The organism is Anabaena sp. UHCC 0399 (assembly GCF_034931465.1).
GTDB lineage: Bacteria > Cyanobacteriota > Cyanobacteriia > Cyanobacteriales > Nostocaceae > Trichormus > Trichormus minutissimus.
In genome coordinates this window covers 46,543-68,900 of the sequence record NZ_JAYGGZ010000032.1, presented here as the reverse complement: position 1 = coordinate 68,900, position 22,358 = coordinate 46,543, and the positions used below count along the sequence as shown (strand labels likewise).

At 40.8% G+C, this 22,358-nt stretch carries 20 protein-coding genes; 12 read left to right on the top strand and 8 right to left on the bottom strand.

All coding sequences use genetic code 11. The features are described 5' to 3' along the window. Positions 1-45: 45 nt before the first annotated feature. The 5 genes from VB693_RS17640 to VB693_RS17620 all read right to left on the bottom strand — a co-directional run bounded on the left by VB693_RS17640 (position 46) and on the right by VB693_RS17620 (position 3,502). Complete coding sequence (locus tag VB693_RS17640) at positions 46-837, bottom strand: STM4013/SEN3800 family hydrolase (RefSeq protein ID WP_323267389.1); 792 nt, start codon at positions 835-837, stop codon at positions 46-48. Between the two features lies 1 nt (position 838). Next, positions 839-1,975: an STM4014 family protein gene (locus tag VB693_RS17635; protein ID WP_323267388.1), complete on the bottom strand. Its 1,137-nt coding sequence runs from the start codon at positions 1,973-1,975 to the stop codon at positions 839-841. A gap of 103 nt (positions 1,976-2,078) precedes the next feature. After that, complete coding sequence (locus tag VB693_RS17630; protein WP_323267387.1) at positions 2,079-3,065, bottom strand: STM4015 family protein; 987 nt, start codon at positions 3,063-3,065, stop codon at positions 2,079-2,081. A 142-nt stretch (positions 3,066-3,207) separates the two neighbouring features. Next, on the bottom strand, positions 3,208-3,360 hold the full coding sequence (locus tag VB693_RS17625; RefSeq protein ID WP_323267386.1) for a hypothetical protein: 153 nt from the start codon (positions 3,358-3,360) through the stop codon (positions 3,208-3,210). Further along, entirely contained in the window at positions 3,296-3,502 is a 207-nt protein-coding gene (locus tag VB693_RS17620) for a DUF433 domain-containing protein (RefSeq protein WP_323267385.1), read from the bottom strand. The genes VB693_RS17625 and VB693_RS17620 overlap by 65 nt, the downstream gene beginning before the upstream one ends. On the opposite strand from VB693_RS17620, the gene VB693_RS17615 reads away from it, so the two are divergent. Beyond that, positions 3,417-3,605, top strand: coding sequence for a hypothetical protein (locus VB693_RS17615; RefSeq protein WP_323267399.1), 189 nt, complete (start codon positions 3,417-3,419; stop codon positions 3,603-3,605). The genes VB693_RS17620 and VB693_RS17615 overlap by 86 nt on opposite strands. An 18-nt stretch (positions 3,606-3,623) precedes the next feature. Here VB693_RS17615 and VB693_RS17610 read toward each other — a convergent pair whose 3' ends face one another. Continuing rightward, on the bottom strand, positions 3,624-5,309 hold the full coding sequence (locus tag VB693_RS17610) for an NAD(P)H-quinone oxidoreductase subunit 4 (protein WP_323267398.1): 1,686 nt from the start codon (positions 5,307-5,309) through the stop codon (positions 3,624-3,626). A 396-nt stretch (positions 5,310-5,705) separates the two neighbouring features. On the opposite strand from VB693_RS17610, the gene VB693_RS17605 reads away from it, so the two are divergent. The 6 genes from VB693_RS17605 to VB693_RS17580 all read left to right on the top strand — a co-directional run bounded on the left by VB693_RS17605 (position 5,706) and on the right by VB693_RS17580 (position 14,722). After that, positions 5,706-6,317, top strand: coding sequence for a hypothetical protein (locus VB693_RS17605; RefSeq protein ID WP_323267384.1), 612 nt, complete (start codon positions 5,706-5,708; stop codon positions 6,315-6,317). Between the two features lie 1,260 nt (positions 6,318-7,577). After that, complete coding sequence (locus VB693_RS17600; protein ID WP_323267383.1) at positions 7,578-9,707, top strand: HlyD family efflux transporter periplasmic adaptor subunit; 2,130 nt, start codon at positions 7,578-7,580, stop codon at positions 9,705-9,707. Between the two features lie 135 nt (positions 9,708-9,842). Further along, the gene (locus VB693_RS17595) at positions 9,843-12,002 is read left to right on the top strand and encodes a peptidase domain-containing ABC transporter (RefSeq protein ID WP_323267382.1); all 2,160 of its coding nucleotides are present in this window, start codon (positions 9,843-9,845) and stop codon (positions 12,000-12,002) included. Positions 12,003-12,391: 389 nt separating this feature from the next. Further along, positions 12,392-12,610, top strand: a complete 219-nt coding sequence (locus VB693_RS17590; RefSeq protein ID WP_323267381.1) for a hypothetical protein — start codon at positions 12,392-12,394, stop codon at positions 12,608-12,610. A 994-nt stretch (positions 12,611-13,604) separates the two neighbouring features. Beyond that, on the top strand, positions 13,605-13,898 hold the full coding sequence (locus tag VB693_RS17585; protein ID WP_323267380.1) for a hypothetical protein: 294 nt from the start codon (positions 13,605-13,607) through the stop codon (positions 13,896-13,898). A gap of 566 nt (positions 13,899-14,464) precedes the next feature. Then, complete coding sequence (locus tag VB693_RS17580) at positions 14,465-14,722, top strand: hypothetical protein (RefSeq protein ID WP_323267379.1); 258 nt, start codon at positions 14,465-14,467, stop codon at positions 14,720-14,722. Positions 14,723-14,794: 72 nt separating this feature from the next. On the opposite strand, the gene VB693_RS17575 is transcribed toward VB693_RS17580, so the two are convergent. Then, complete coding sequence (locus tag VB693_RS17575) at positions 14,795-15,715, bottom strand: alpha/beta fold hydrolase (RefSeq protein ID WP_323267378.1); 921 nt, start codon at positions 15,713-15,715, stop codon at positions 14,795-14,797. 466 nt (positions 15,716-16,181) lie between these two features. Here VB693_RS17575 and VB693_RS17570 point away from each other — a divergent pair, with 466 nt between their 5' ends. The 5 genes from VB693_RS17570 to VB693_RS17550 all read left to right on the top strand — a co-directional run bounded on the left by VB693_RS17570 (position 16,182) and on the right by VB693_RS17550 (position 20,496). After that, complete coding sequence (locus VB693_RS17570; protein WP_323267377.1) at positions 16,182-16,736, top strand: thioredoxin family protein; 555 nt, start codon at positions 16,182-16,184, stop codon at positions 16,734-16,736. A gap of 70 nt (positions 16,737-16,806) precedes the next feature. Next, a complete protein-coding gene (pyrH, locus tag VB693_RS17565) occupies positions 16,807-17,538 on the top strand; it encodes a UMP kinase (RefSeq protein ID WP_190703966.1) in 732 nt (243 codons plus the stop codon). Then, entirely contained in the window at positions 17,525-18,073 is a 549-nt protein-coding gene (gene frr, locus VB693_RS17560; RefSeq protein WP_190703964.1) for a ribosome recycling factor, read from the top strand. The genes pyrH and frr overlap by 14 nt, the downstream gene beginning before the upstream one ends. Before the next feature lie 169 nt (positions 18,074-18,242). Then, a complete protein-coding gene (locus tag VB693_RS17555) occupies positions 18,243-19,364 on the top strand; it encodes a geranylgeranyl reductase family protein (RefSeq protein ID WP_323267376.1) in 1,122 nt (373 codons plus the stop codon). Between the two features lie 259 nt (positions 19,365-19,623). After that, positions 19,624-20,496, top strand: a complete 873-nt coding sequence (locus VB693_RS17550) for an MBL fold metallo-hydrolase (protein WP_323267375.1) — start codon at positions 19,624-19,626, stop codon at positions 20,494-20,496. A gap of 88 nt (positions 20,497-20,584) precedes the next feature. Here VB693_RS17550 and VB693_RS17545 read toward each other — a convergent pair whose 3' ends face one another. Further along, positions 20,585-22,276, bottom strand: coding sequence for an NAD-binding protein (locus tag VB693_RS17545; protein WP_323267374.1), 1,692 nt, complete (start codon positions 22,274-22,276; stop codon positions 20,585-20,587). Between the last annotated feature and the right edge of the window lie 82 nt (positions 22,277-22,358).

The following is a 22,358-nucleotide window of genomic DNA, read 5'->3' as shown; positions in this document are numbered from 1 at the left end:
ACCTCACGCAGAGGCGCAGAGACGCAGAGAGATATGGAGAGATTTTTAGTTGGGGAGGATGAATTGTGCGTAGGGAACTGTCCATACTGTGGGGTGGCTGAGGCGATGGCCTGTGTAGCCATTTTCGCCGTAGGTTGTGCCATGATCGGAACTGAGGATGCAAAAGGTGGCGGCGCGTTTTTTTAGTGCTTCCCAGAGTTTGATTAGGTGTTTGTCTACGTATTCTAAGGCGGCGGCGTGGGAGGCGATGGTGTCTGTTTTCGCGTCGGGGAGATAAAAGTAGTTTGGTTGATGTAGTGCGGAAATATTGATGAATAAGAATAGGCGTTGGGTTTGGGGTGTTGCTTTGAGAATTTTTTTGGCTAGTTTTATCTGATTTTCTGTAGAGTTGGGATCTGTAACACCAAGTTCTTTACTCCAGTGACTTTCAGCAAAGAATGAAGGTAGGACTTTTCCCAAGGGGTTGCGTTTGTTGAAGAAGCCGACACCACCTATACACGCTGTATGATAGCCTTTGGTGGCTAATCCACTGACAATGTTAGAACCTTCTAGTACACACGTTTGCTCTGTGGTGGTTGTGCTACCTTCAAACCCCAACGCAAATAATCTAGGGTGTATTCCAGGTTTAACTGGTGTGGGTAAGAAGCCGGCGAAAAAGGCTTGATGTGCTGCGTAAGTAAAGTTTCCTGGGGAATGGCGTTCTTCCCAGCCAGTTTGCGGTAACACTGCTGCTAAGTTGGGGGTGCGTCCTTGTGCTAACAAGTTAACTGCAACGTCATAACGGAGAGTGTCGAATGTGATAAATACTATGTCGTGCGTTCCGACGATTTGATTCATGTCAAGCATTTGTTTGTCTCTCTAAAACTGCTTGCACTTCGCTTGTGTATGTATCAAAGCCATTCCAAAAAATTCCGGGTAATAAATCACCAAAGGCGTTGATTTCTAAAATGGCATGGCGGCGAAAGTCTGGGAAAATTAATAAGTCAATTCCGCAATATAAGCTGTTAGGAAATAATGCGGCTGCGGCTTCACAGGTTTTTTTCATCTTCTCCCAGTTTTCATGTCCAACTTTAGCTAAAAATTCTGCTGTATTTCCCCGTTCGTTACCTAGGTGTAGATTAGTAATGGGACTTTTGCCTAATCTGACTACTATGTGTTGTGCTTCTCCGTTAATGACAACCACTCGCACATCAAACGGATCTCCTTGAATTTGTGCTTTGGGAAGCCATTCTTCTACTTGCACGCCTTCAGCCGTCAATATATTAATGATGTCGGTAATTTCTTCGTGGTTGGTATAGTGACGAATTTTACGGGAGTTGTAAAGTTGGGTTTGCCCATTTTGGCGGACTCGTTCTACAGTGGTGATGGCAGATTGTCTCTGGGAATTGGCACGATAAGCAACCACTCCAGAGGCAGATGAACCATGAGATAGTTTGATGAATACCCGTTCCAACCCCTGAATTTGCATCTGTTCTCTTAAATGCTCATAGTTGTGAATTACACCCAAAGAACGCGGAATTGGGATATGGTGATGAGAAAAGCGATCGCAACACAATGGCTTATCAAACATCACACTAATATCATGGGGATGATTCATCACTGGCGATAACAGTTGCTTTTCCCATTGATGTAATAAATATCGCCAGCCTAAATACCACTGTTGCGGGTAAAGAATCCGTCCTTTATCAAATACTAAATCAGCCGCAGCTTTAGCACTAATACGCTGTTGATTACCTGCATCTGGAACTTCTGCACCAGCCGAAATTATGGCTTTCTCCACCTCAAAGTTTTTCTCTGGCGACTCAAACCGAATAATAGTATTAGGTGCGTTGAATTTTTCTAACGTCTCTCTACCTGCAATCAAGTTGTTATAAGACACAAGGGTTGCAGGTGGTAAATCAAAATGTGCTAGTGCTTCTTGTATAAAGCCAACCCGACGATTTTCCAGGTTGGCGATGACGACAAAGTTAAACATTAAGTCAGTCGATGTAAATCTTTATAGAGGAGACAAGGAGAAGATAGATTAAGAATAAAGTCCCCAATCTCAATAATTACGAATTATGAATTAGCAAGTCCTTTTATTCAGCAACAGCACAGTAGCGTTCGTCGTCGTCTTCGTCTACTATTCTTTGCCCATTAATCATGACTTGAACATGAAAATTAGCCTGTTGTGCTTCTACGAAGGTAATAATTTCTTCTGATAGGTAGTTTTCAGACAGATTGAGAATATCTAATTGCTGCACAACAGGATTTTTCAGCAGCAGTTCTGCACCTGCATCACTGAGAGTTCCCATTGATAAGTCGAGGATGCGGATTTTGTTGAGTAGAGGCGATCGCACCACTCCTTCTGCAATATCATCAGTATATTGACTATTCCGTAGTCCCAAATAAACTAAATTCGGAAATTTCTGTGCAACTAATATGGGATTTAAGTCTGCAATAGCAGAATCGCCACCATACCAATCTGAACCTAGCCATAACTCTAAATGCTGTAATTTTGGCAAGTTCAAGGCACAAATCTGGTTAATTGTGGCACTACTCAGTCCACCAGTTTCGACAATTAAGGCTTTTAATTGCTCATGTCCAACGAAGGGACTAACAGCTAAACGCTCACCGCCACGGACTTGCAATATTTCCAAATTAGGATAAGCTTCTAAAATGGGGCTAATATTACTCTGCACAATCCAAGAAATTTCACTCTCTTCAGAGTGGATATCTCCAATAAACAATGCTTGCAAACTTGTCAGCTGATCTTTGGCAGCTACTAAGGCCTCAATTACAACCTCTGAACCACCCTGAGACATATCCGCATCCCAAATACCAAAAACCAAAGCTTGCAGATTACTAGCTTGCTCATCTTGTAGAAGCTTTGCTACTTGATCTGGGACTTTTTCTCCAGCATAATATTTACACCGAATAGCGTATGCAATACCTACAGGATCACTAATTCCTCCCTCTGGATCAAAATCTACCACTTGCCGATTTGCAAAGATAGTGGCGTGTTCACTTCTGTAACCTGGATATTTCTGCAAACGTTCTTGAAGATGCCATTGATTGTCTGTCATGATGCCTTTACCCCTGGGTAGGTAATAAGTTTCACCATAAATCTATGTGAATATGCTAATTTTTGCCAATATCTTGGGCGTTAGCCTAATAGTACATTTGTTTCACTTTGTTGTCTAGCCCTGGAGAAACGAATAGTAGGGGTTACTTTTGCGTTATTGTAGTAGCGTTTGTTTCAAGAGCATCAAATTCGGCTTGATAATTAGCAATTTCTTGATCCATTACCTCTTGATTAGCATAGTAATAGGCAAGAGCTGCATAAACTTGAGCTAGAGATAAGTGTGGATATTCTCGCACTATAATCTTGACCAGATAAGCCTGCTTGGGAATCCATGACAATATTTTGAACTGTCATGCGTGTACCAGCAATGCAAGGACGACCTCCACAAACTTCAGGTGTCCTGACAATCAAAGTGCCAATATCAACTATTGCTGCCATATTTTTTGACTTGCTATCGGCGATCGCTTCTCCATTGTTCTATCGTATGTTATATACGCGGCCGAAAAAAAAGCGATCGCCTAACAATAGAGCGATCGCTTAATATTATTGAAAGAATGATTTACTTGATAATTCCCGACACAGCCATCACTTCAGGTTCTGTGATTTTGGGAGAAATAAATCCCTTCGCATATATGCCAGGATTGGTTTGGGCAATTTCTGTATAAGATTGACGTATCTGAGTATTGATAGCCACAGTCTTCACATCGTACATCTGAGTCGCTATCTTAGGATAAACACCAACACCAATAATCAATACCAAGAAGCAGGCGGCGATAAAAACTTCCCTGACGCTGGCATCTCTATATACCGCTTGGCTAGGTAGTAAGCAGTCTGTACCAAAACAAGCTGTTCCTTCGTCCTCATTGTTCTCATAAGCAGCGTTATTAATGTTGCAGGAGAGTTCTGCACCACTACCGTAAAATACCTGTCTCAACATCGACAGCAGATAAATTGGAGTGAGGATGACTCCCACGGCGGCGAGGAATACCATCACCGTGCAGAAAGTGGGACTGTAGATGTCGCTAGTGGTGACACCGACAAATACCTGAAGTTCACTCACAAAGCCACTCATCCCAGGGAGTGCTAAGGAAGCCATTGCACCGGCGGTAAACAGGGCAAATACTTTAGGCATAACTTGACCAATACCACCCAGATTGTCCATAGTCATTGAGTGGGTGCGGTCATAAGTGACACCAGCCAAGAAGAACAACACGGATGCAATTAAACCGTGAGACAGCATTTGCAGCATCGCACCACTTACACCCACATCGGTAAAGGAAGCGATACCCAACAGCACAAATCCCATGTGAGACACAGAGGAATAAGCGAGGCGGCGTTTCATGTGGGTTTGGGCAAAGGAGTTTAAAGCACCGTAAATAATATTGATGACACCCAAAGTTGCTAAGACGGGCGCAAAGTAAATATGGGCATCAGGCAGAAGTTCTAAATTAATGCGGATTAGTCCATATCCGCCCATTTTTAAGAGTACACCCGCCAATATCATTGACACGGGAGCAGAAGCTTCACCGTGGGCATCCGGCAACCATGTATGTAGGGGGAAAATTGCCAGCTTGACACCAAAAGCAATTAATAATCCGGCGTAAAGTAATAATTCTAAAGCTAAGGGGTAATTTTTCGTACCCAGTTCTACAATATCAAAGGTTGTATTATCACCATAGAGAGCCATTGCTAGCCCAGCTATGAGAATAAAAATGGAAGCGGCTGCGGTGTAGATTAAGAATTTTGTGGCAGCATAGCGGCGTTTTTGACCGCCCCAAATAGATACTAGTAAATATACGGGAACTAGTTCTATTTCCCACATAATAAAGAACAATAGTAAGTCTTGGGCAACGAATACTCCTATTTGTGCCGAATACAGCACCAACATTAAGAAATAAAACAGGCGCGGCTTCAGGTCAACCTGCCATGCAGCCAACATCGCTAGGGTTGTGACAAATCCAGCTAGCAGTACAAGCGGCATCGAGATGCCATCAACTGAAACAGCCCAGCTAAAGCCCAACTGAGGTATCCAGGCATAACTCTCCGCAAGTTGAAAAGTCGGACTGCTAGCATCGTAATGCCGCCAAAAAGTGTAGCACATCAAAACAAAATCCGCGATCGCTACACCTAGGGCATACCATCTCACCAGCTTGCCATCTTTATCTGGCAGCACGGGAATGAGCAAGGAAGCAACGAGTGGCAGTAGAATAATCGCGGTTAGCCAAGGAAATCCATCAGCCATCATGGTAGTGAGCAAAAATACTTAATGTGTGAATAACACCATTGTATTAAAGTTTGTGAACTTATCCAAATAAATCTTTACCATACCTGAGCATAGAGAGAATCTATTGAAGGGGACAGGGGATAGGGGACAGGGGACAGGACAGAAGCCTTATCAAAAAATCAAATAGCAGTCCGATAGTTAGGAAAGTGTCAACACAAAGATATACCTCTAGAGAAAAATTCTTTAGGGGTTTTTTACATAGCGATTTTTTTGTAAACAGAATTACAGATTTTCTTCCTAGTAGCAGAATATAACAAACTAAATTTCTGACTACAGAGAGTGGGAATAAAAGATAACTAAATTTCAATATTAAATAAACCGAACATTTTTACTTTAACAATTGAATTATTTAGAAAAATGACCTTTTTTAATTATTCAGATCCGCCTCTACGTTGCAAACAAACAAATGTAGATACACATGAATTAGAAGGAAGTGTGTTTGTTAATTGGCAAATTGGCAAAATTAAGCTTTATTCCACTTTTTATACTTGCATTGATCAAGCTTGTATATTTTGGAGTTTATTGCTTATCCCTATGTTTGTCACTGCCCAGTTTTTGCCGATTAGTTGGAGTTTACAAGCTGCTTTGTGGTCATTACTTAGCTGTATTGGTATAGCTGTGATGGTAATTTGGACTCGTTACTGGGTAAAAGTGCGACAAGTTAGCTGGGTTTTATATTGCTGGGTGATATTCATGCTGTTGGGGGTGATATTAACTGATTTGGGTATTTTCTTAGGCTGGAGTGTCATCTTGTTAAATTTGTGTCCCTTGTGGTTGGGATTGAGTGCATTTGGCTACTTCTGTACTGCTTTGGGAGTGCGATCGCGTGCTTTAATCTTCGTAGGTATACTGCACTTACTCTTGATTTTCGTTTTGCCTTATATATTAGCTTGGCAATTTCTCTGCACTGGTGCTTTGATGGTTTTTTGCTTATTACTACTAGCTGAATTCCAGTGGGATGGACTGTAACAAGTATGATGTTTCGCCTTCCCTATTCCCATTTTTCTACGTTACATCTACTTAAAGTAGTAAACAGACTAGGATGATTTCTGTCTTCCGGTTTATGAATTCTGAGCGAACAGTGCTTATAGTTAAGTTCGTAGGTGGTAATACACCTCATTATGTAAGTGAGGCTAACAATCATGTTAATGTGTTTATCTGTAAACTATTCTTGTATCCATTTACCAGAAATCTGCAATTGCTATTCTGAATAATTCCATCATTGCAGAGGGAATCCTTGGAAATTTCCCAAGTAGCGTCGTAAACTTTGGAAATTCATCATAACTATACCAATCTGAATATTACAGATTGATTTTCCTTGAGAAAGAAAACTATGTTTGAGTTGCCATCATGCTCAGAAATGCTCTAGGAGACTAAAAGAGCAATAAAATTTTCTCTTTAGCACGCTAAGAGACTTATTGTTGGGCAACAAAGTTAAAGTCAACCAAGGTTGGCTAGATAATCATTTGCGTTGTAGATATTACCTCATAACAAATGATGAGGCTGATAGTAAAAGTCTTGTAAATAAGACTGATAAAGGCTTGTAAGCTACTTAATTAATGTTGATATATAAAGACAGAGAATTGGTTCTCTGATGGGATATTGGATAGGTTTAATCTGTTTACTTTGCTGAATTAGTTGGTTCTTATTTTCTATCTACCTTTATGGGGTGAAGAAACTAGGAGCTAATATCAATTTGTCAGAATAAGACAACATATACAAACACAAAATTTTCATGGAATCTTATTCGCTTAATTGCGCAAGCGTTAACCTTGTCGCAGGCTATTACGCAGGCGCACAAATTTTTGACAAAGCCGCAGGCTATTACGAATTACGCATTACGCATTACGAATTGAAACCTGAGTCTGTTATTGAAAAAGGGGGAGAGGAGGTGACATTGACTCGCTCAACGTAAGTGAGGTTTTTGAGGGAGTTTGAGCGTTCTCCTCTATTTTCTCTAGACGCTACCAACGCTAGAGCTAGAAGGAAACTAATTACCGGATGGGGTAATGTTTCCTTGTTCCCCTGCGCTGATTATATCAATAATCAATCATAATTTTTGCTAATGTCAGCATCATTTTTGGGGTTGACACTGTTATTTATGCCTGGGGAAATAGGTATTAAGTCTTTCGATAACTAAAACTAGTGTTTTGGACTTTATAGTGAGCGATAACACCTGCCACCATAGCTGTATTTTTTCAAAAATCTATCAATGGAAGGTGCAATACTGTGAATACTTTACCCCGCCAAGAAAATAATTTTTGGCATCAGTCAAATGAACCGATTCCAGAGCAACTTCCCATACTAGAAGCGAACGAGTTTCTTCCCCACCTTGGTAAATGGACAAGTATCGGTGTAGGGGTAGTATTAAGTATCTTTGTAGCTGGGGTTGCTCTCACATCTGTTCTGAAATACAACGTGACTGTTAAAGTACCTGCAACTATTCGTCCTGTAGGAGATATTAAGCTTGTACAGTCGCTCATTAGTGGCAAAATTGAAAAAATTGCTGTGACAGAAAATCAAACAGTAGCACCTGGAGAAGCTATTGCTTATATTGATAGTTCCCGTCTGCAAAATCAAAAGAGTCAACTAACAAATGTCATTCAGCAGAGTCAATTACAATTCAATAAAATTGATGCTCAGTTGCGAGAAATAGATACTCAAATTGCTGCACAGACAAACTTAAATAGCCGGATTGCGATCGCTGCACAAGCTGAACTCAGTGGCACACAACGCAACTATACAGATCAGCAAATTACAGCTATGGCTGATATGGGACAGGCGCAAGCCGCCTTAACTCTAGCTAGGGTACAACGCGATCGCCTGCAACGCGAAAACCTCTTGAAAGCCACAATCCAAGAAACGATAGCCGCCTTGGACTTAGCCAAAGCACAACGCGATCGCCTGCAACGGGAAAAGCTCTTAACAACAAATATCCAAGAAGCCGAAACAGCCTTAAAGTTAGCGAGAGAACAACGCGATCGCCTGCAACGAGAAAACCTCTTAACGGCGACAGTGGGGGAAACAGAAGCCGCCTTGGAATTAGCCAAAGCACAACGCGATCGCCTGCAACGGGAAAAGCTCTTAACAACAAATATCCAAGAAGCCGAAACTGCTTTAAAGTTAGCTAGAGAACAGCGTGATCGCCTGCAACGAGAAAACCTCTTAACAGCAAATATCCAAGAAGCCGAAGCCGCTTTGAATTTAGCTATAGTACAGCGAGACAGAATGCGTCCGGTAGTTGCATCAGGTGCGATCGCGCGTAATGTATATGAGGAAAAAGTACAAGCAGTAAAATCAGCACAGGCGAAACTAGAACAAGCCAGAACTAACGCTAAAAATATTTTAGACGAAAAAGAACAAGCAGTGATTTCGGCTGAAGCGAAGCTAGAACAAGCCAAAGCTAATGCTAAAAATCTCCTAGAAGAGAAAGCACAAGCAGTGATTTCTGCCGAAGCCAAACTAGAACAAGCCAAAGCTAATGCTAAAAATCTCCTAGAAGAGAAAGAACAAGCAGTAATTTCCGCCGAGGCGAAACTAGAACAAGCCAAAGCTAATGCTAAAAATCTCCTAGAGGACAAAGCGCAAGCGGTGATTTCGGCTGAGGCGAAGCTAGCACAAGCCAAAGCTAATGCTAAAAATCTCCTGGAAGAGAAAGAACAAGCTTTAACAACTGCACAAACCAATGTAGTTAAAGCTAACACTGCCCTTAATCCCAGTAATGCCCCTGTTACTGTCGCATCTGAACGAATTAAACAAGAACAGGCTAAAGGTGAGGCTACTTTAGCGGCTTTAAATAAAGAAAGAGAAACACTGCTACAACAACGCCTACAATTCCAAACACAACTAGATAGAACCCGCAAAGAACTACAACAAACTGACAACGACATCAATCAGAGTGTAATTCGCGCACCCATTGCGGGGACAGTGTTGCAGTTGAATTTGCGTAACTCCGGCCAGGTAGTGCAACCGAGTGAAGCGATCGCGCAAATTGCTCCCATTAATGCCCCCATACTCATTAAAGCTAATGTCCAGTCTCAAGACATTAATAAAGTCAAACCCGGCCAACAAGTCCAGATGCGGGTTTCTGCTTGCCCCTATCCAGACTACGGCACTCTCAAAGGCACAGTGCAAAACATTGCCGCCGATGCCCTACCCATTGCCAACAATACCTCATTACCTAGCCCCCCCAAAGCCGGCTATGAAGTCATTATTGAACCTCAAACCCCCTACGTTGGTAGAGGTGCAAGGCAATGTCAACTTAAATCAGGCATGGAAGGACAAGCCGATATTATCTCTCGCCAAGAAACTGTCCTCCACTTCATTCTCCGTAAAGCCAGATTAATTGCAGATATATAGGGAGTGCTGAGTGCTGAGTGATGAGTAGGGAGTAGGGAGTAGTTAGTAGGGAAGGGAGATTTTACCTTAATGTCCAATAAATACCCCAGTAAATAGTCAACATCTTTCATTGTTCATTTTGAATTTTGAATTATTATGTTTGGTTTCAAAAAGAATTACCCGTGTGTTTTACAGTTCAGTGAAGAAGACTGTGGCGCAGCTTGTCTAGTGACAATTTGTAGACGTTATGGACGCTTTTTAAGTTTAAATAAAAGCCGAGAAGCAGTAGGAACAGGACAATTAGGTACAACTTTATTAGGTCTTAAACGCGGTTCTGAAAATCTCGGTTTCAATACCAGAGCCGTGAAAGCTTCACCGGAAATCATTGACAGAATTAAAGAACTACGTTTGCCAGTTATTATTCACTGGCAGGGCTACCACTGGGTAGTTTTACACGACAAGCGGGGGAAAAAGTATGTCATAGCTGATCCTGGTGTCGGTCTGCGTTATGTCAGTAAGGAAGAGTTAAAAGCAGCCTGGAATGGGGTCATGCTCTTAATTGAGCCAGATCCCAATCGTTTTTCGCAACAACCCCAAGAAAAACCCCAGGCGGGTTTTGTACGGTTTTTTCAGCGTCTTTTACCCTATCGTGGGCTATTATTCCAGGTTTTTATGCTCAACATTGTTATGGGCATATTGGGGTTAGGTACTCCTGTTCTGATTCAAATACTGACAGATGATGTCTTAGTTCGTGGAGATACCCAGCTACTGACTGTTGTAGTCACAGCTGTTGTGGTCATGACTTTATTTGGTAGCACTCTGGAATTATTAGAATCGACCATGATTGCTCATTTTGGGCAACGGCTGCAATTAGGTCTGGTGTTAGAGTTTGGACGCAGAATATTACAATTACCCTTAACTTATTACGAATCTCGCCGTAGTGGGGAAATCACTAGCCGACTCAGAGATATTAATGAAATTAACCAATTAATATCACAGATTGTAGTTCTGTTACCTAGTCAGTTTTTCATTGCGGTTATTTCTTTTGCCTTGATGCTGTTTTATAGTTGGCAGTTAGCGATCGCCGTAATTTTGATTGGCGGTTTAATGAGTTTATCCACCTTGCCGCTTTTACCAGTCCTGCAACAAAAGACGCGGAATCTATTAGTTTTGGGTGCAGAAAATCAAGGTGTGTTAGTAGAAACCTTTAAAGGCGCACAGGTGCTAAAAACTACAAATGCCGCGCCGCAATTTTGGGATGAATTGCAAAGTCGTTTTGGTCGTCTAGCTAATCTCACCTTTAGCACTATTCAAATTGGCATTATTAACAATACTCTCGCTAAATTCCTATCCACAATTGGCGGTGTGGTCTTACTGGGTCTAGGCAGTATGCTGGTGGTTCAGGGACAATTAAGCATTGGTCAAATGTTGGCTATTAATGCTCTCCAGTTTAATGTTTTGGCATTAATAGGTACTTTAGTGGGTTTAGTTGATGAATATTTTCGCTCTCAAACTGCTGTTGCTCGGCTGTTAGAAGTGATTGATGCAACTCCAGAAGAGGATGAAAAAATACAAAAGCCTGTTGCACAAATAGCGGGTGATACAGATATTCGTTTTTCCCATATCAACTTTCACCACCCTGGTAGAGTTGATTTATTAGAAGATTTTTCCCTAAAAATCCCTGGTGGTCAGGTTATTGCTTTGATTGGTAAGTCAGGCTGTGGTAAGAGTTCTTTAGCGAAACTTATGGCGGGTTTATATCAACCTAATTCTGGCAATATCCGCATTGGTTTTTATAATATTCACGATTTATCCCTTGATTGTTTGCGACAGCAGGTAGTTTATATCCCCCAAGAACCACATTTTTGGAGTCGCTCGATTTTAGAAAATTTCCGTTTAGGAACTCCACACATTCCTTTTGAAGAAATTGTCACAGCTTGCCATGTTGCTGATGCCGATGGTTTTATTAGTCAACTACCTAGCAAGTATCAAACAGTGTTGGGAGAATTTGGGGCGAATCTCTCTGGTGGACAAAAACAACGATTAGCGATCGCAAGAGGGGTTATGACTAATCCACCTGTACTAATTTTAGATGAAGCAACTGCTGGATTAGACCCAGTTAGTGAAACTCAAGTCTTAGATCGCCTCCTAGAGCATCGCCAAGGAAAAACCACAATTTTGATTACCCACCGTCCTAGCGTAGTGCAGCGTGCTGATTGGATTGTTTTGCTAGATCAAGGTAAAGTCCAAATGCAAGGTAATCTGGAAAGTTTACTTGCTCAACCGGGAGAACATTTAAAGTTTTTATCTGTATAAATGTGGTTATATCCATAAATATAGGACTCAAATATGAGTCCCATATGATATTAAGTAATTTTAGAAAATTATTAGTTGCATTATAATTTTTTCTAATCACATAAGCTATATGGTAGACCCTTTTTCGCTTGTGGAAAGGGATTGAGCGTGGTTTTTTGTACTTACTTCACTCAACCGATAAAAGCTATATATATAGCTCTATTTTGATGAAAACGAATATTTATATGTTTCATGGTTTAACACTTGCTATTTGATTTTTCATTATCCAAAAGAAATAACCCAAAATCAGTTGTTTTCTAACTTAAGGATAATTCAAATTATTTGTAAATACCTAATAATAAAAGCATAGGTGATCAACACCTATTTAACGTAAGTGAGGTAAAAAAATCATGTTACAGCAAATGGCTTTATCAGATTTAATTGTGGATCTATCCACAAATGAACAACAGCTTCTAGCTGGTGGACAATTCTTTGATGATGAGGGTGGAGATGAAGAAACACCCATATCCAGTACAGGTAAAGATGGCTTAGATAGTGCTGGTGTTGGTACTACTCGTGTCTACAGAATTAGCAGCACAGGCCTCGTAAGAGTACGTCGAGTACGTTAAAAATGGCGGTTTGTGGTGGGAGGAGAAGACAGATAAAACTACTAATTATTAATTAAATTGAGTACGTTTTATCTGTCTTATTTGTTCTTTGAATTCGTTAGTCAACGACTTAGAGATCAATAAGCTAGATACTATTTTTAATATCTAGCTTTCTTCCTTTTTCTTGATTATCTTCGCACCTTTGAGTTCTGAATGCAGAAATATTACTATAATTACACCCATACAATTCATCAGCATGGGTGCTTACCTACGTATATAGACTAACTGAAAACAATCAAATAGGAGTCTTATACAAGTTTTAGATCGGGTTAAATTCTAAACTTAATTCGACAAAATAAAAATAAAAATTTTCACTAAAGCATTACATATTTTTTTGTTGGCAGATATAATCTTTCCTGCTAATAAGATGCTATGGTTTTTAGACTAAAGATAGATATTTAATCAACATTTATATATCCATAGAATATGTTATTAATCTCATGTTTAATTAATAATAAAAACATAGGTGTGTAGCACCTAAATAATGTAAGTGAGGTAAAGAATTATGTTGATTCAAACAATTGCAACCGACTTATTCGCTGATTTATCTATAGATGAACAGCAGCTTTTATCAGGAGGACAACAAGGAGGGTTTTCGGGCGGATTTGGAAGTCCTAGAAGATGTTTCAGATTGAGAAGATGTATCAGGAGATGCTTACGATTTAATTAATTTTGAACCATTGCTAATTAGTTACGTAATTTAATCTCGAATTTTGCACCCATGTAGGTATTTTTCCTATGTGGGTGCTATTTATTTTTCAAGGTTAATTACCCTAAAATACTCAATATTTTTTAAGTACAAAACATTAGATTCAAAGTTTTTTATGCAATATCTAAAGGTAGAATTATGACCTCTCATTTTTATAACCAAAGAATAATTCTTTTAATAAAAAAAATATATATAAAAGAAGTATAGGTGATTCACACCTATGTAACGTAAGTGAGGTAAAGAATTATGTTGAGTCAAACAATTGCAACCGAGTTATTAACTGATTTATCCACAGATGAACAGCAACTTTTATCTGGTGGTAGATGGAAACGATACAAAGGTGGTTGCGGTATGGGTAGCGGTGGCGTTGGTAGTGCTGGTGTAGGTGGTACTGGTGTTGATAGTGAAGATGGTGAAGAACCAACTTGCCCAGCATTACCCACTAAAGCACGTATGGTTATCGGTCACATCATAACAGTCAAGCCATTTGCTAAGTGCTTAAATGGTGGCATTAGCACTGGCAATGGTATGGAGGACTGATAGATAAGATTTCCATAACTCACTCAAGATAAATCAAACTTTGAGTGAGTTTGGAAAATGTTATCTGTTCTTTGATTAAATCAACGGAACAGAGATGCTAAGACTAGTAGTCTGTCAAGGCATAATTGACGAACAGTTGTTCTGTATAGATGCCGATTTATCAAGTCTTACCAACCGTCAAAGTAGGTTTGACAGACCACTAGGTACTACACCTAACATGTAGTTTTTTACTTCTCCATGACTCCAGTTGCCACTAGTTTTAACTAATTGGTACTCGTACATTTGAGAAGAAGTTAACACAGTAATTGCCATTTTGCACCCATATAGGTATTTCTCCTATATGGGTGCTTATATATTTTCTCAGGTGTTAATCATTGAAGGACTTAGCAGAAAAAACATTCATAATATTAAAATGCTAATCAATTTAAAATAATATTATTTTAAGCCAAAAGATACATATTTATTCGGCAATTTTATAACTATAGAATAGTTGAAAAATTTGCCTAATTTCTAATAATAAAAATGTAGGTTTTACAAACCTATTTAAGTAAGTGAGGTAAAAAATTATGTTGCGTCAAACAATTGCATCCGATTTATTGCTGGATTTATCGACAGAAGAACAAGAATTTTTAGTCGGAGGTCAATTTTCAACTATAGCACCACAAGATCAAATGCCCATAATGGGTCTTCCTCAACGAGACGAAGAAGATTGTCCTTGCGGTGATAAAGGTGGTTACGGTCAAGGTATGATGATGGGTCAAAGTGGCTATGAAAGAGATGGTCGTGGCTGGAAAATCCAACTGCGCGGACGTATTTACAAATAATAAATGGGTCAAACCCAAACACTGAATCGCTTTGTGAGAGACGTTGCAATGCAACGTCTCTACAATTTTTTGTTAGGTATTCAGTGTTTCTGCATCGAGGATTTTGGAACGCTCCCAAACCCAGTCTTGTATAATTGGGTTGACTACTTCAGGTGCTTCATCTTGAGGGCAATGTCCTACGCCTTCTAAGGGAATAAATTTCAAAACTTGGGGATAATTAGCTAATTCTCTCCCTAAGTCTATATTTTCCCACGGGTCGGCTGTTCCCCACAGGATAATTGCTGGACAAGGTAGATGGGGTAAAAGGTCTTCTGGCAGAGGCCCTGTAGAATATGAGGTGAAAGCTAAAAATACAGCTACAGCACCAGGGTCTTTTGCTGGTGCGGTGAGAATGTCTACTAACTCATCTGTAACTATCTCCGCGTTAGCGTAGGCTTGCAATAAAATTTTTCGGACTGTTTTTGGCTGTGCGACTTGATTAAAAAAGAATTTGCCAATTGGTTTGATAGATAATATCCGTTGCAGTACGGGTGCACCAAAACGACGTGACCAAGGTAAAGCTTCTCGTTTGCGATCGTGCAATAATCGTAGAGAACAGTTAATTAAAGTAATTCCCAGTGCAATGTCTGGGTTACTCACGGCTGCTTGCATCACTACAATACAGCCAATAGAATTTCCTACTAAAAAAGCTGGTTCACCTACTACTTCGCGACAAAAATCTGCTACTTGCTGTCCCCAGTTTTCTAGTGTGTATGCCATTTCGACTTCTGGTTGTGGTTTAGCTGAAGCACCGAAACCAATTAAATCTATTGCATAAACACGGCAGTTTTCGGCTAACACGGGGATATTTTTTCGCCAATGCAACCACGAAGCCCCAAAGCCATGTACTAGAACCACAGATGGCCCTGTATTTCCTTGAGTTTGATAGCAAATTGGGAAGCCTCGCCAAGTCCAGGTTTTTGGAGAATCAGAGTTGATAGTCTGAGTAGTCATGAGAAATTACGAATACTAAAAAATTTATGCTGCAAATTTCAAAAATAAAAAGCCCAAAGGCATGAGTAATTCTTGATGAATATCATTTTAAACTTTGAGCAAAATTTATCAAGTGTTCAGCCTAGCGATCGCATAATAACATCATGCTCACTATCCCTTATCTTCATCTAATTTATCCAACATAGAACTAAATATTTTCTAGGTTACTTTTTGACAAATTTATAACTCAAAGCAATAATTTTGCCAGGCGGATTTCTTGATATCAAGACTGGGTAATACATCATTTATCCAAAAGTTTATGAAAATAACACAAGTGCAAATTCAGTAGTTTTACAAGTTGCGTATCTGAAATCTGCTTATAAGATATATTGAATGTTAAGCATCTGCTAACGGGTGGTTTGCGTCTAAAAAATTGACGCAAAACTTAACCTACATTTTTATTGCTAGTACCTTCCAGAGAAAGAAGATGGCTAGAACTGAAACAATTGATACTCCTGTTGGTGGTTACGCACCAGATTTTGAACTGCCAGGCATTCACAATCAAGTACACCACCTTAGACGTTATTTAGAAAATTTCCGTGTAGTTGGTGTCATTTTTATGTGCCACAACTGCCCTTATGTAAATTTATATCTCAACAGACTAAAAGAAATCCAAGCGGAATTTCAAGCAGACGGATTTATATTAATTGGGATAAATGCCAGTGATCATACTGGGTTTCCGGGGAACAACTTGGAAAGTATGAAGGTTTTTGCGGAAAACCGCCAGTTGAGCTTTCCTTACCTATGGGATTCAACCCAAGATGTGAGTCGGAGTTTTGGCGCGATCGCTACACCGATGGCGTTTCTGGTAGACAGTCATGGTATATTGCGATATAGAGGACAGATTGACAATCATCCTCACGAACCATTAGGTATGGGTGAAGACTATCTCAAAAATGCGATCGCAGCCTTGTTTAAAGGTGAAGAAATCACCACACCTGAAACAGAACCAGTAGGCACTTCAATAATCTGGCGGATATAGACATAGATAGTCATACTACTGCTATCTTAAATTGGAGGCAATTGCAACTTTTTTGATAAAGCGTGATTTCATGGGAACGACGAATTACCGACGGGTTTTACTTAAACTGAGCGGTGAAGCCTTAATGGGCAACATGGGCTATGGCATTGATCCAGAAGTGGTCAAAGAAATCGGCCAGGAAATCGCCGAGGTGATAGCTACAGGCGTGCAGATGGCCATCGTCGTGGGTGGTGGCAACATCTTTCGCGGCGTAAAAGCAGCCTCGGCGGGGATGGACAGGGCAACCGCCGACTACATTGGCATGATAGCCACGGTTATGAATGCCATGACACTGCAAGATTCACTAGAACGTATAGGAGTACAGACGCGGGTACAAACTGCGATCGCTATGCAAGAACTAGCAGAACCATATATTCGTCGTCGCGCCATCCGTCATCTTGAAAAAGGTCGGGTGGTTATTTTTGGCGCAGGTTCTGGAAATCCATTTTTTACTACAGATACTACCGCAGCATTGAGAGCCGCAGAAATTGATGCAGAAGTAATTTTTAAAGCTACTAAGGTAGATGGTATATACGATGCTGACCCGGAAATTTATCCGAATGCAAAACGTTACACTAGTCTGACCTACACCCATGTTTTAGCGAATGATTTGCGGGTAATGGATAGTACCGCGATCGCCTTGTGTAAAGAAAACAATATCCCCATTTTAGTCTTTGACCTAACAATGCGCGGCAATATTCGCCGGGCAGTTTTAGGAGAATCTATCGGTACCCTTGTGGGAGGTTCGTGTGAAATTAGCTGACGCTCAAAATAAAATGCAAAAAACTGTTGAGTCCACTCAACAAGCATTTAACACAATCCGCACTGGCCGCGCTAATGCCAGTTTGCTAGATAAAGTATTGGTGGACTACTACGGTTCACCTACACCCTTAAAATCACTGGCCAATATCAGTACCCCAGATGCTACAACCGTCCTGATTCAGCCCTACGATAAAAGCAGCTTAAACATAGTTGAGAAGGCAATTTCCCTCTCAGATGTAGGTTTAACACCCAGCAACGACGGTTCGGTAATTCGCTTGAATATACCACCATTAACTAGCGATCGCCGTAAAGAACTAGTCAAAATAGCTGCCAAGTACGCTGAAGAAGGTCGCGTAGGGATTCGCAACATCCGCCGTGAGGCGATAGACTCCATTCGCAAACAAGAGAAAGCCTCAGAGATTTCTGAGGACGAATCCAAAGACCAACAAGATAAACTGCAAAAACTGACCAACCAGTACACGACAAAAATTGACGAGTTACTGGCGGAAAAAGAAAAAGATATCAGCACTGTCTAAATAGGGGACAGGGGACAGGTGACAGGTGACAGTAAAGCCTTTCCTGTTATTGATGGGAGGAGGGGAAAAGGTCAAAGGGAGAAGGCGAAAGAAATTTTCTTTTTCCCTGGAGAACTTTCCCCTTTTTCCTGGGTTTATTAATTTTGAATGCAAGAATTTTGAATTGCTTATGTACGACACCATCATTGTTGGTGCTGGGCCTGCGGGTGGAACAGCAGCATATCATTTAGCTAAAAAAGGGCGTTCAGTATTAATTTTAGAAAAAGAATCCCTACCTAGATATAAACCTTGTGGTGGTGGCGTGTCACCTGCGATCGCTGACTGGTTTGACTTTGACTTTAGCCCAGCAATTTCCTTAAAAGTAGATTCAATTCGCTTTACCTGGAACTTAAATGATCCGGTAGAAGCGCAAATCACCACCAAAGAACCAGTTTGGATGGTGCGACGAGATATTTTCGACCATTTTTTAGTCCAGCAAGCCCAGAAACAAGGTGCTGAACTGCGCGACAACACAGAAGTGACAGGTATTGAATTTAACAGCGACCATTGGCAAGTCAATACAGTCAATGGTCAAGTCGCAGGACGCTACCTCATCGCCGCAGATGGTGCAAAGGGGTCGATGGCAAAATGGCTAGGCTTCAAAGATCGTAAACGCCGTCTAGCAGGAGCTTTAGAAGCGGAAATTCCGGCTGATGTGGAAGACAAATCTACAATTCACGTTGAGTTTGGTTTAGTGAAAAATGGCTATATTTGGAACTTCCCTAAAGCTGATGGTTATTCCATTGGAGTAGGCACTTTTATTGGTGGAGAACCCCAAAACTTTAAGAAAATTGTGGCTGAATATGCCCAATCATTTAATGTAGATGTGAAAAATAGTAAGCAATATGGTCATCCCCTTTGCGTGTGGGATGGTAATCAAAAGCTGCATACTCAAAATGCTGTTTTGGCTGGTGAAGCTGCTTGTGTAGTTGATCCAATATCAGCTGAAGGTATTCGTCCCTCGATTTTTAGCGGTTTAGTAGCTGCTGGGATGATTGATCAAGCACTTGCTGGTGATATCAATGCTTTAGAACAATACACCGAGATCATCCATGAAAGATGGGGTTCGGAAATGGCTTGGGCAAAAAAATTAGCCGGAGCATTTTATCGCTTTCCTGGTGTTGGTTATCAAGTTGGAATTAAGCGTCCTTCTAGTCCCCAAATCATAGGTAAAGTTTTATGTGGTGAACTTTCCTATAGTAATGTCGCTGGACGCGCACTAAAAAGATTAATCCCTGGGTTTAAAGGTTAAATGCTCATACATAGACATCTGGTGAAAAAGTAGAGACATAGAGACGTAGCACTGCTACGTCTCTACAAGGTTTCAGGATAACTTTATTAGCCTTGCCGCTATTACGAATTACGTAAAGCCTGCGGCATAGCTGCGCTTAGAGCGTAGTGGGGCGGAGCATCGTTACGAATTACGAATTCTATCTATTGGTTCTGATAGAAGTAGGCTAATTTTGCTAACGTGATGACATAGGGGTTAGCTAGGCACACAGAGGTATATCATGGCTAATTTAAATATTCGTCGCCCCCAAAATGTTGCAGGCGATTTTTATGTTGATACTAGCTGTATTGATTGTGATACCTGTCGCTGGATGACTCCTGATGTATTTTATCGTGTTGATGAACAGTCAGCAGTGCATCATCAACCAACAACTGAAGCGGAAAGATTAGCAGCATTGCAAGCACTTTTGGCTTGTCCTACTAGTTCTATCGGGACAGTTGAAAAGCCAAAAGATATTAAAATTGCTCAACAAAGTTTTCCCATTTTAGTAGATAAAAATGTTTACCACTGTGGCTATCATTCAGAAAAATCCTATGGTGCTGCTAGCTATTTAATTCAACGTTCAGAAGGGAATATATTGGTGGACTCTCCCCGGTTTGCGCCACCGTTAGTTAGGCGGATAGAAGAAATGGGGGGAATTCGTTATCTGTATCTGAGTCACCAAGATGATGTGGCAGATCATCAAAAGTTTGCTGAACATTTTCAGTGCGATCGCATTCTTCACTCTGACGATATTGGTGCGGGTACTCACGATGTAGAAATGCAGCTAACAGGTTCTGAACCATTTTTGCTTGAACCAGATTTGTTAATTATTCCTGTTCCTGGTCACACTAAAGGACACACAGTTCTACTTTACAAAAACCAGTTTCTGTTTACTGGCGACCATCTCGCTTGGTCAGAAAGGTTGCATCAGTTGGCTGCATTCCGTGATTACTGCTGGTATTCGTGGTCAGAACAGATTAAATCGATGCGAGAGTTGGCAAATTACACCTTTGAGTGGGTGTTACCAGGACATGGGCGGCGATTTCATGGTAATGTCGAGACCATGCGTCAGCAGATGCACAAGTGTATTGAATTGATGGAAAGCTTGTAATTTGGCTTTGGGTGGAAGTTTTAACGCAGAGGGTAAGAGAGGTAAGCGCAGAGGTACGCGGAGAGTTGGTTAGGAATTATCTCTCAGATTAAGCTTGTGTAGCACTAATTCGCTCGTCTCGCCACAATAAATATAAACGATTTGCTGGCATTGTCAAATATAAAACATCCCCTTCATTCAGGTAAGTGGTGAGTAAATCCCAGCCTTGAACTCTTAGACCATTCCTTTCCATATATAAAGGTACACAGTTAGCAGACATGGCGATGTCTTTTACCAACTTGCTACAAAAAGGATGTGATGGTGTAATTAAAGTTGCAAAAGCTACCCAAAGTTTATCGGCGGTGATGCCATTGCCCAAGATGCGTCCACCTAAAGCCGCAGCCGCAAATGCAGGAGCTGCCAATTCTGCGGAACTGAGTACGGCTTCAAAGTCAAACACCTGCTTTGCCATTCCCGCAAAATCTGGGTCAGCGTAATGGACAATCACCGGAATTTTGGGTGCTAAACCTTTGGCTTTCAGGGCTATTTCTAGATTCATGGCATCGTTGTTAGTCACAGTTAATACTGCTGCTGCTGTATGCACATTGCTAGTTTGCAGGATGGTGCGGAAACTAGCATCACCTTGAATTACAGGGATACCCAATCCACGGACAGAGTTGATATATCTATTGTTGGAGTCAGTTTCAATGGCTACAACTTCATGACCAGTGCTATGGAGTTGCTGCACAATGCGATTGCCAATGCCACTTAAACCACAGACTATATAATGATGACGTTGAGGAACACGGGCTACATCCCAAAACTGCTTGAAGCGGCTACCTAAAACAAAATCGGTAAGCATGGCGTACCAAATACCAATGACCACTGCTCCCACTAGCATTATGACCACAGTAAATAATTTAATACTATTGGGGGCATTTTCTACAACTTGGTCATTGCCACCTGCGCCTGTAATCATGCCTACAGAGAAATATAGCGCATCCACCACAGACAAACTTAATTCTGTAGACATATAGGTGAGTGTGGCAGTTAAAATCACTACCATTAGCACGATTGCACCAACTACTACTGATTGCCCATGTTGCTGAAACTGACGCAGACTAGTTAATATTTTTAGGAATTTTTTAATTAAGGATCGACGGATGGGGCGGAAGCGGGGTTGGATACCAATAATTAAGCGATCGCCTATTTTTAATTCTTGTCCCGAAATTACCGCCGATATTAAATTCATCTCACCTTCTAGGGGTAAGTAATAAATCGGCATCCGTGTAGGATCTTCCCACAATTCACTCAATTGACGACCCAACCAAGGATGGCTTTCATCAATATATACTTCTTGAATTGGCCAAGTTTGATCGTATAACTTGATTTGCCCGATCGCTTGATTTCCCAAAGCGGCAAAGGTGAATAATGGTGCTGCTAATCCCACAACACTCATACTTAAGTGGTCTGTTAAGGTTTTATCCAGACGTTCACCCAAGTTATGATTATATAGGCGGTTAATAATCCGAATGTGGGGATTTAGTACCCGCGCCTGCATCATGATTGATAAATTTAGTTCATCCTCTGCTCCTGCTATAACTAAGGTATGCGCCTCCTGAATTCCTGCGGCTGTTAGGGTAGCAGCTGCACATAAACTACCAATAATCACATCGCCTGCTGCTTCGCCAGAGATGGGTTTGTGATGAATACCAACTACAAACGCTCCCTGTTGTCTGAGCAAACGAAAGATTTTATATCCAGTACGTTCTAAGCCGCAAACAATAATTCGAGGTTTCATGTAATAGCAGCATAATTTACTCTAAGGACTGCATTTCTATTGATTAATTAATATTGTTGCTTACTTCCTGGCAGGAGAACTG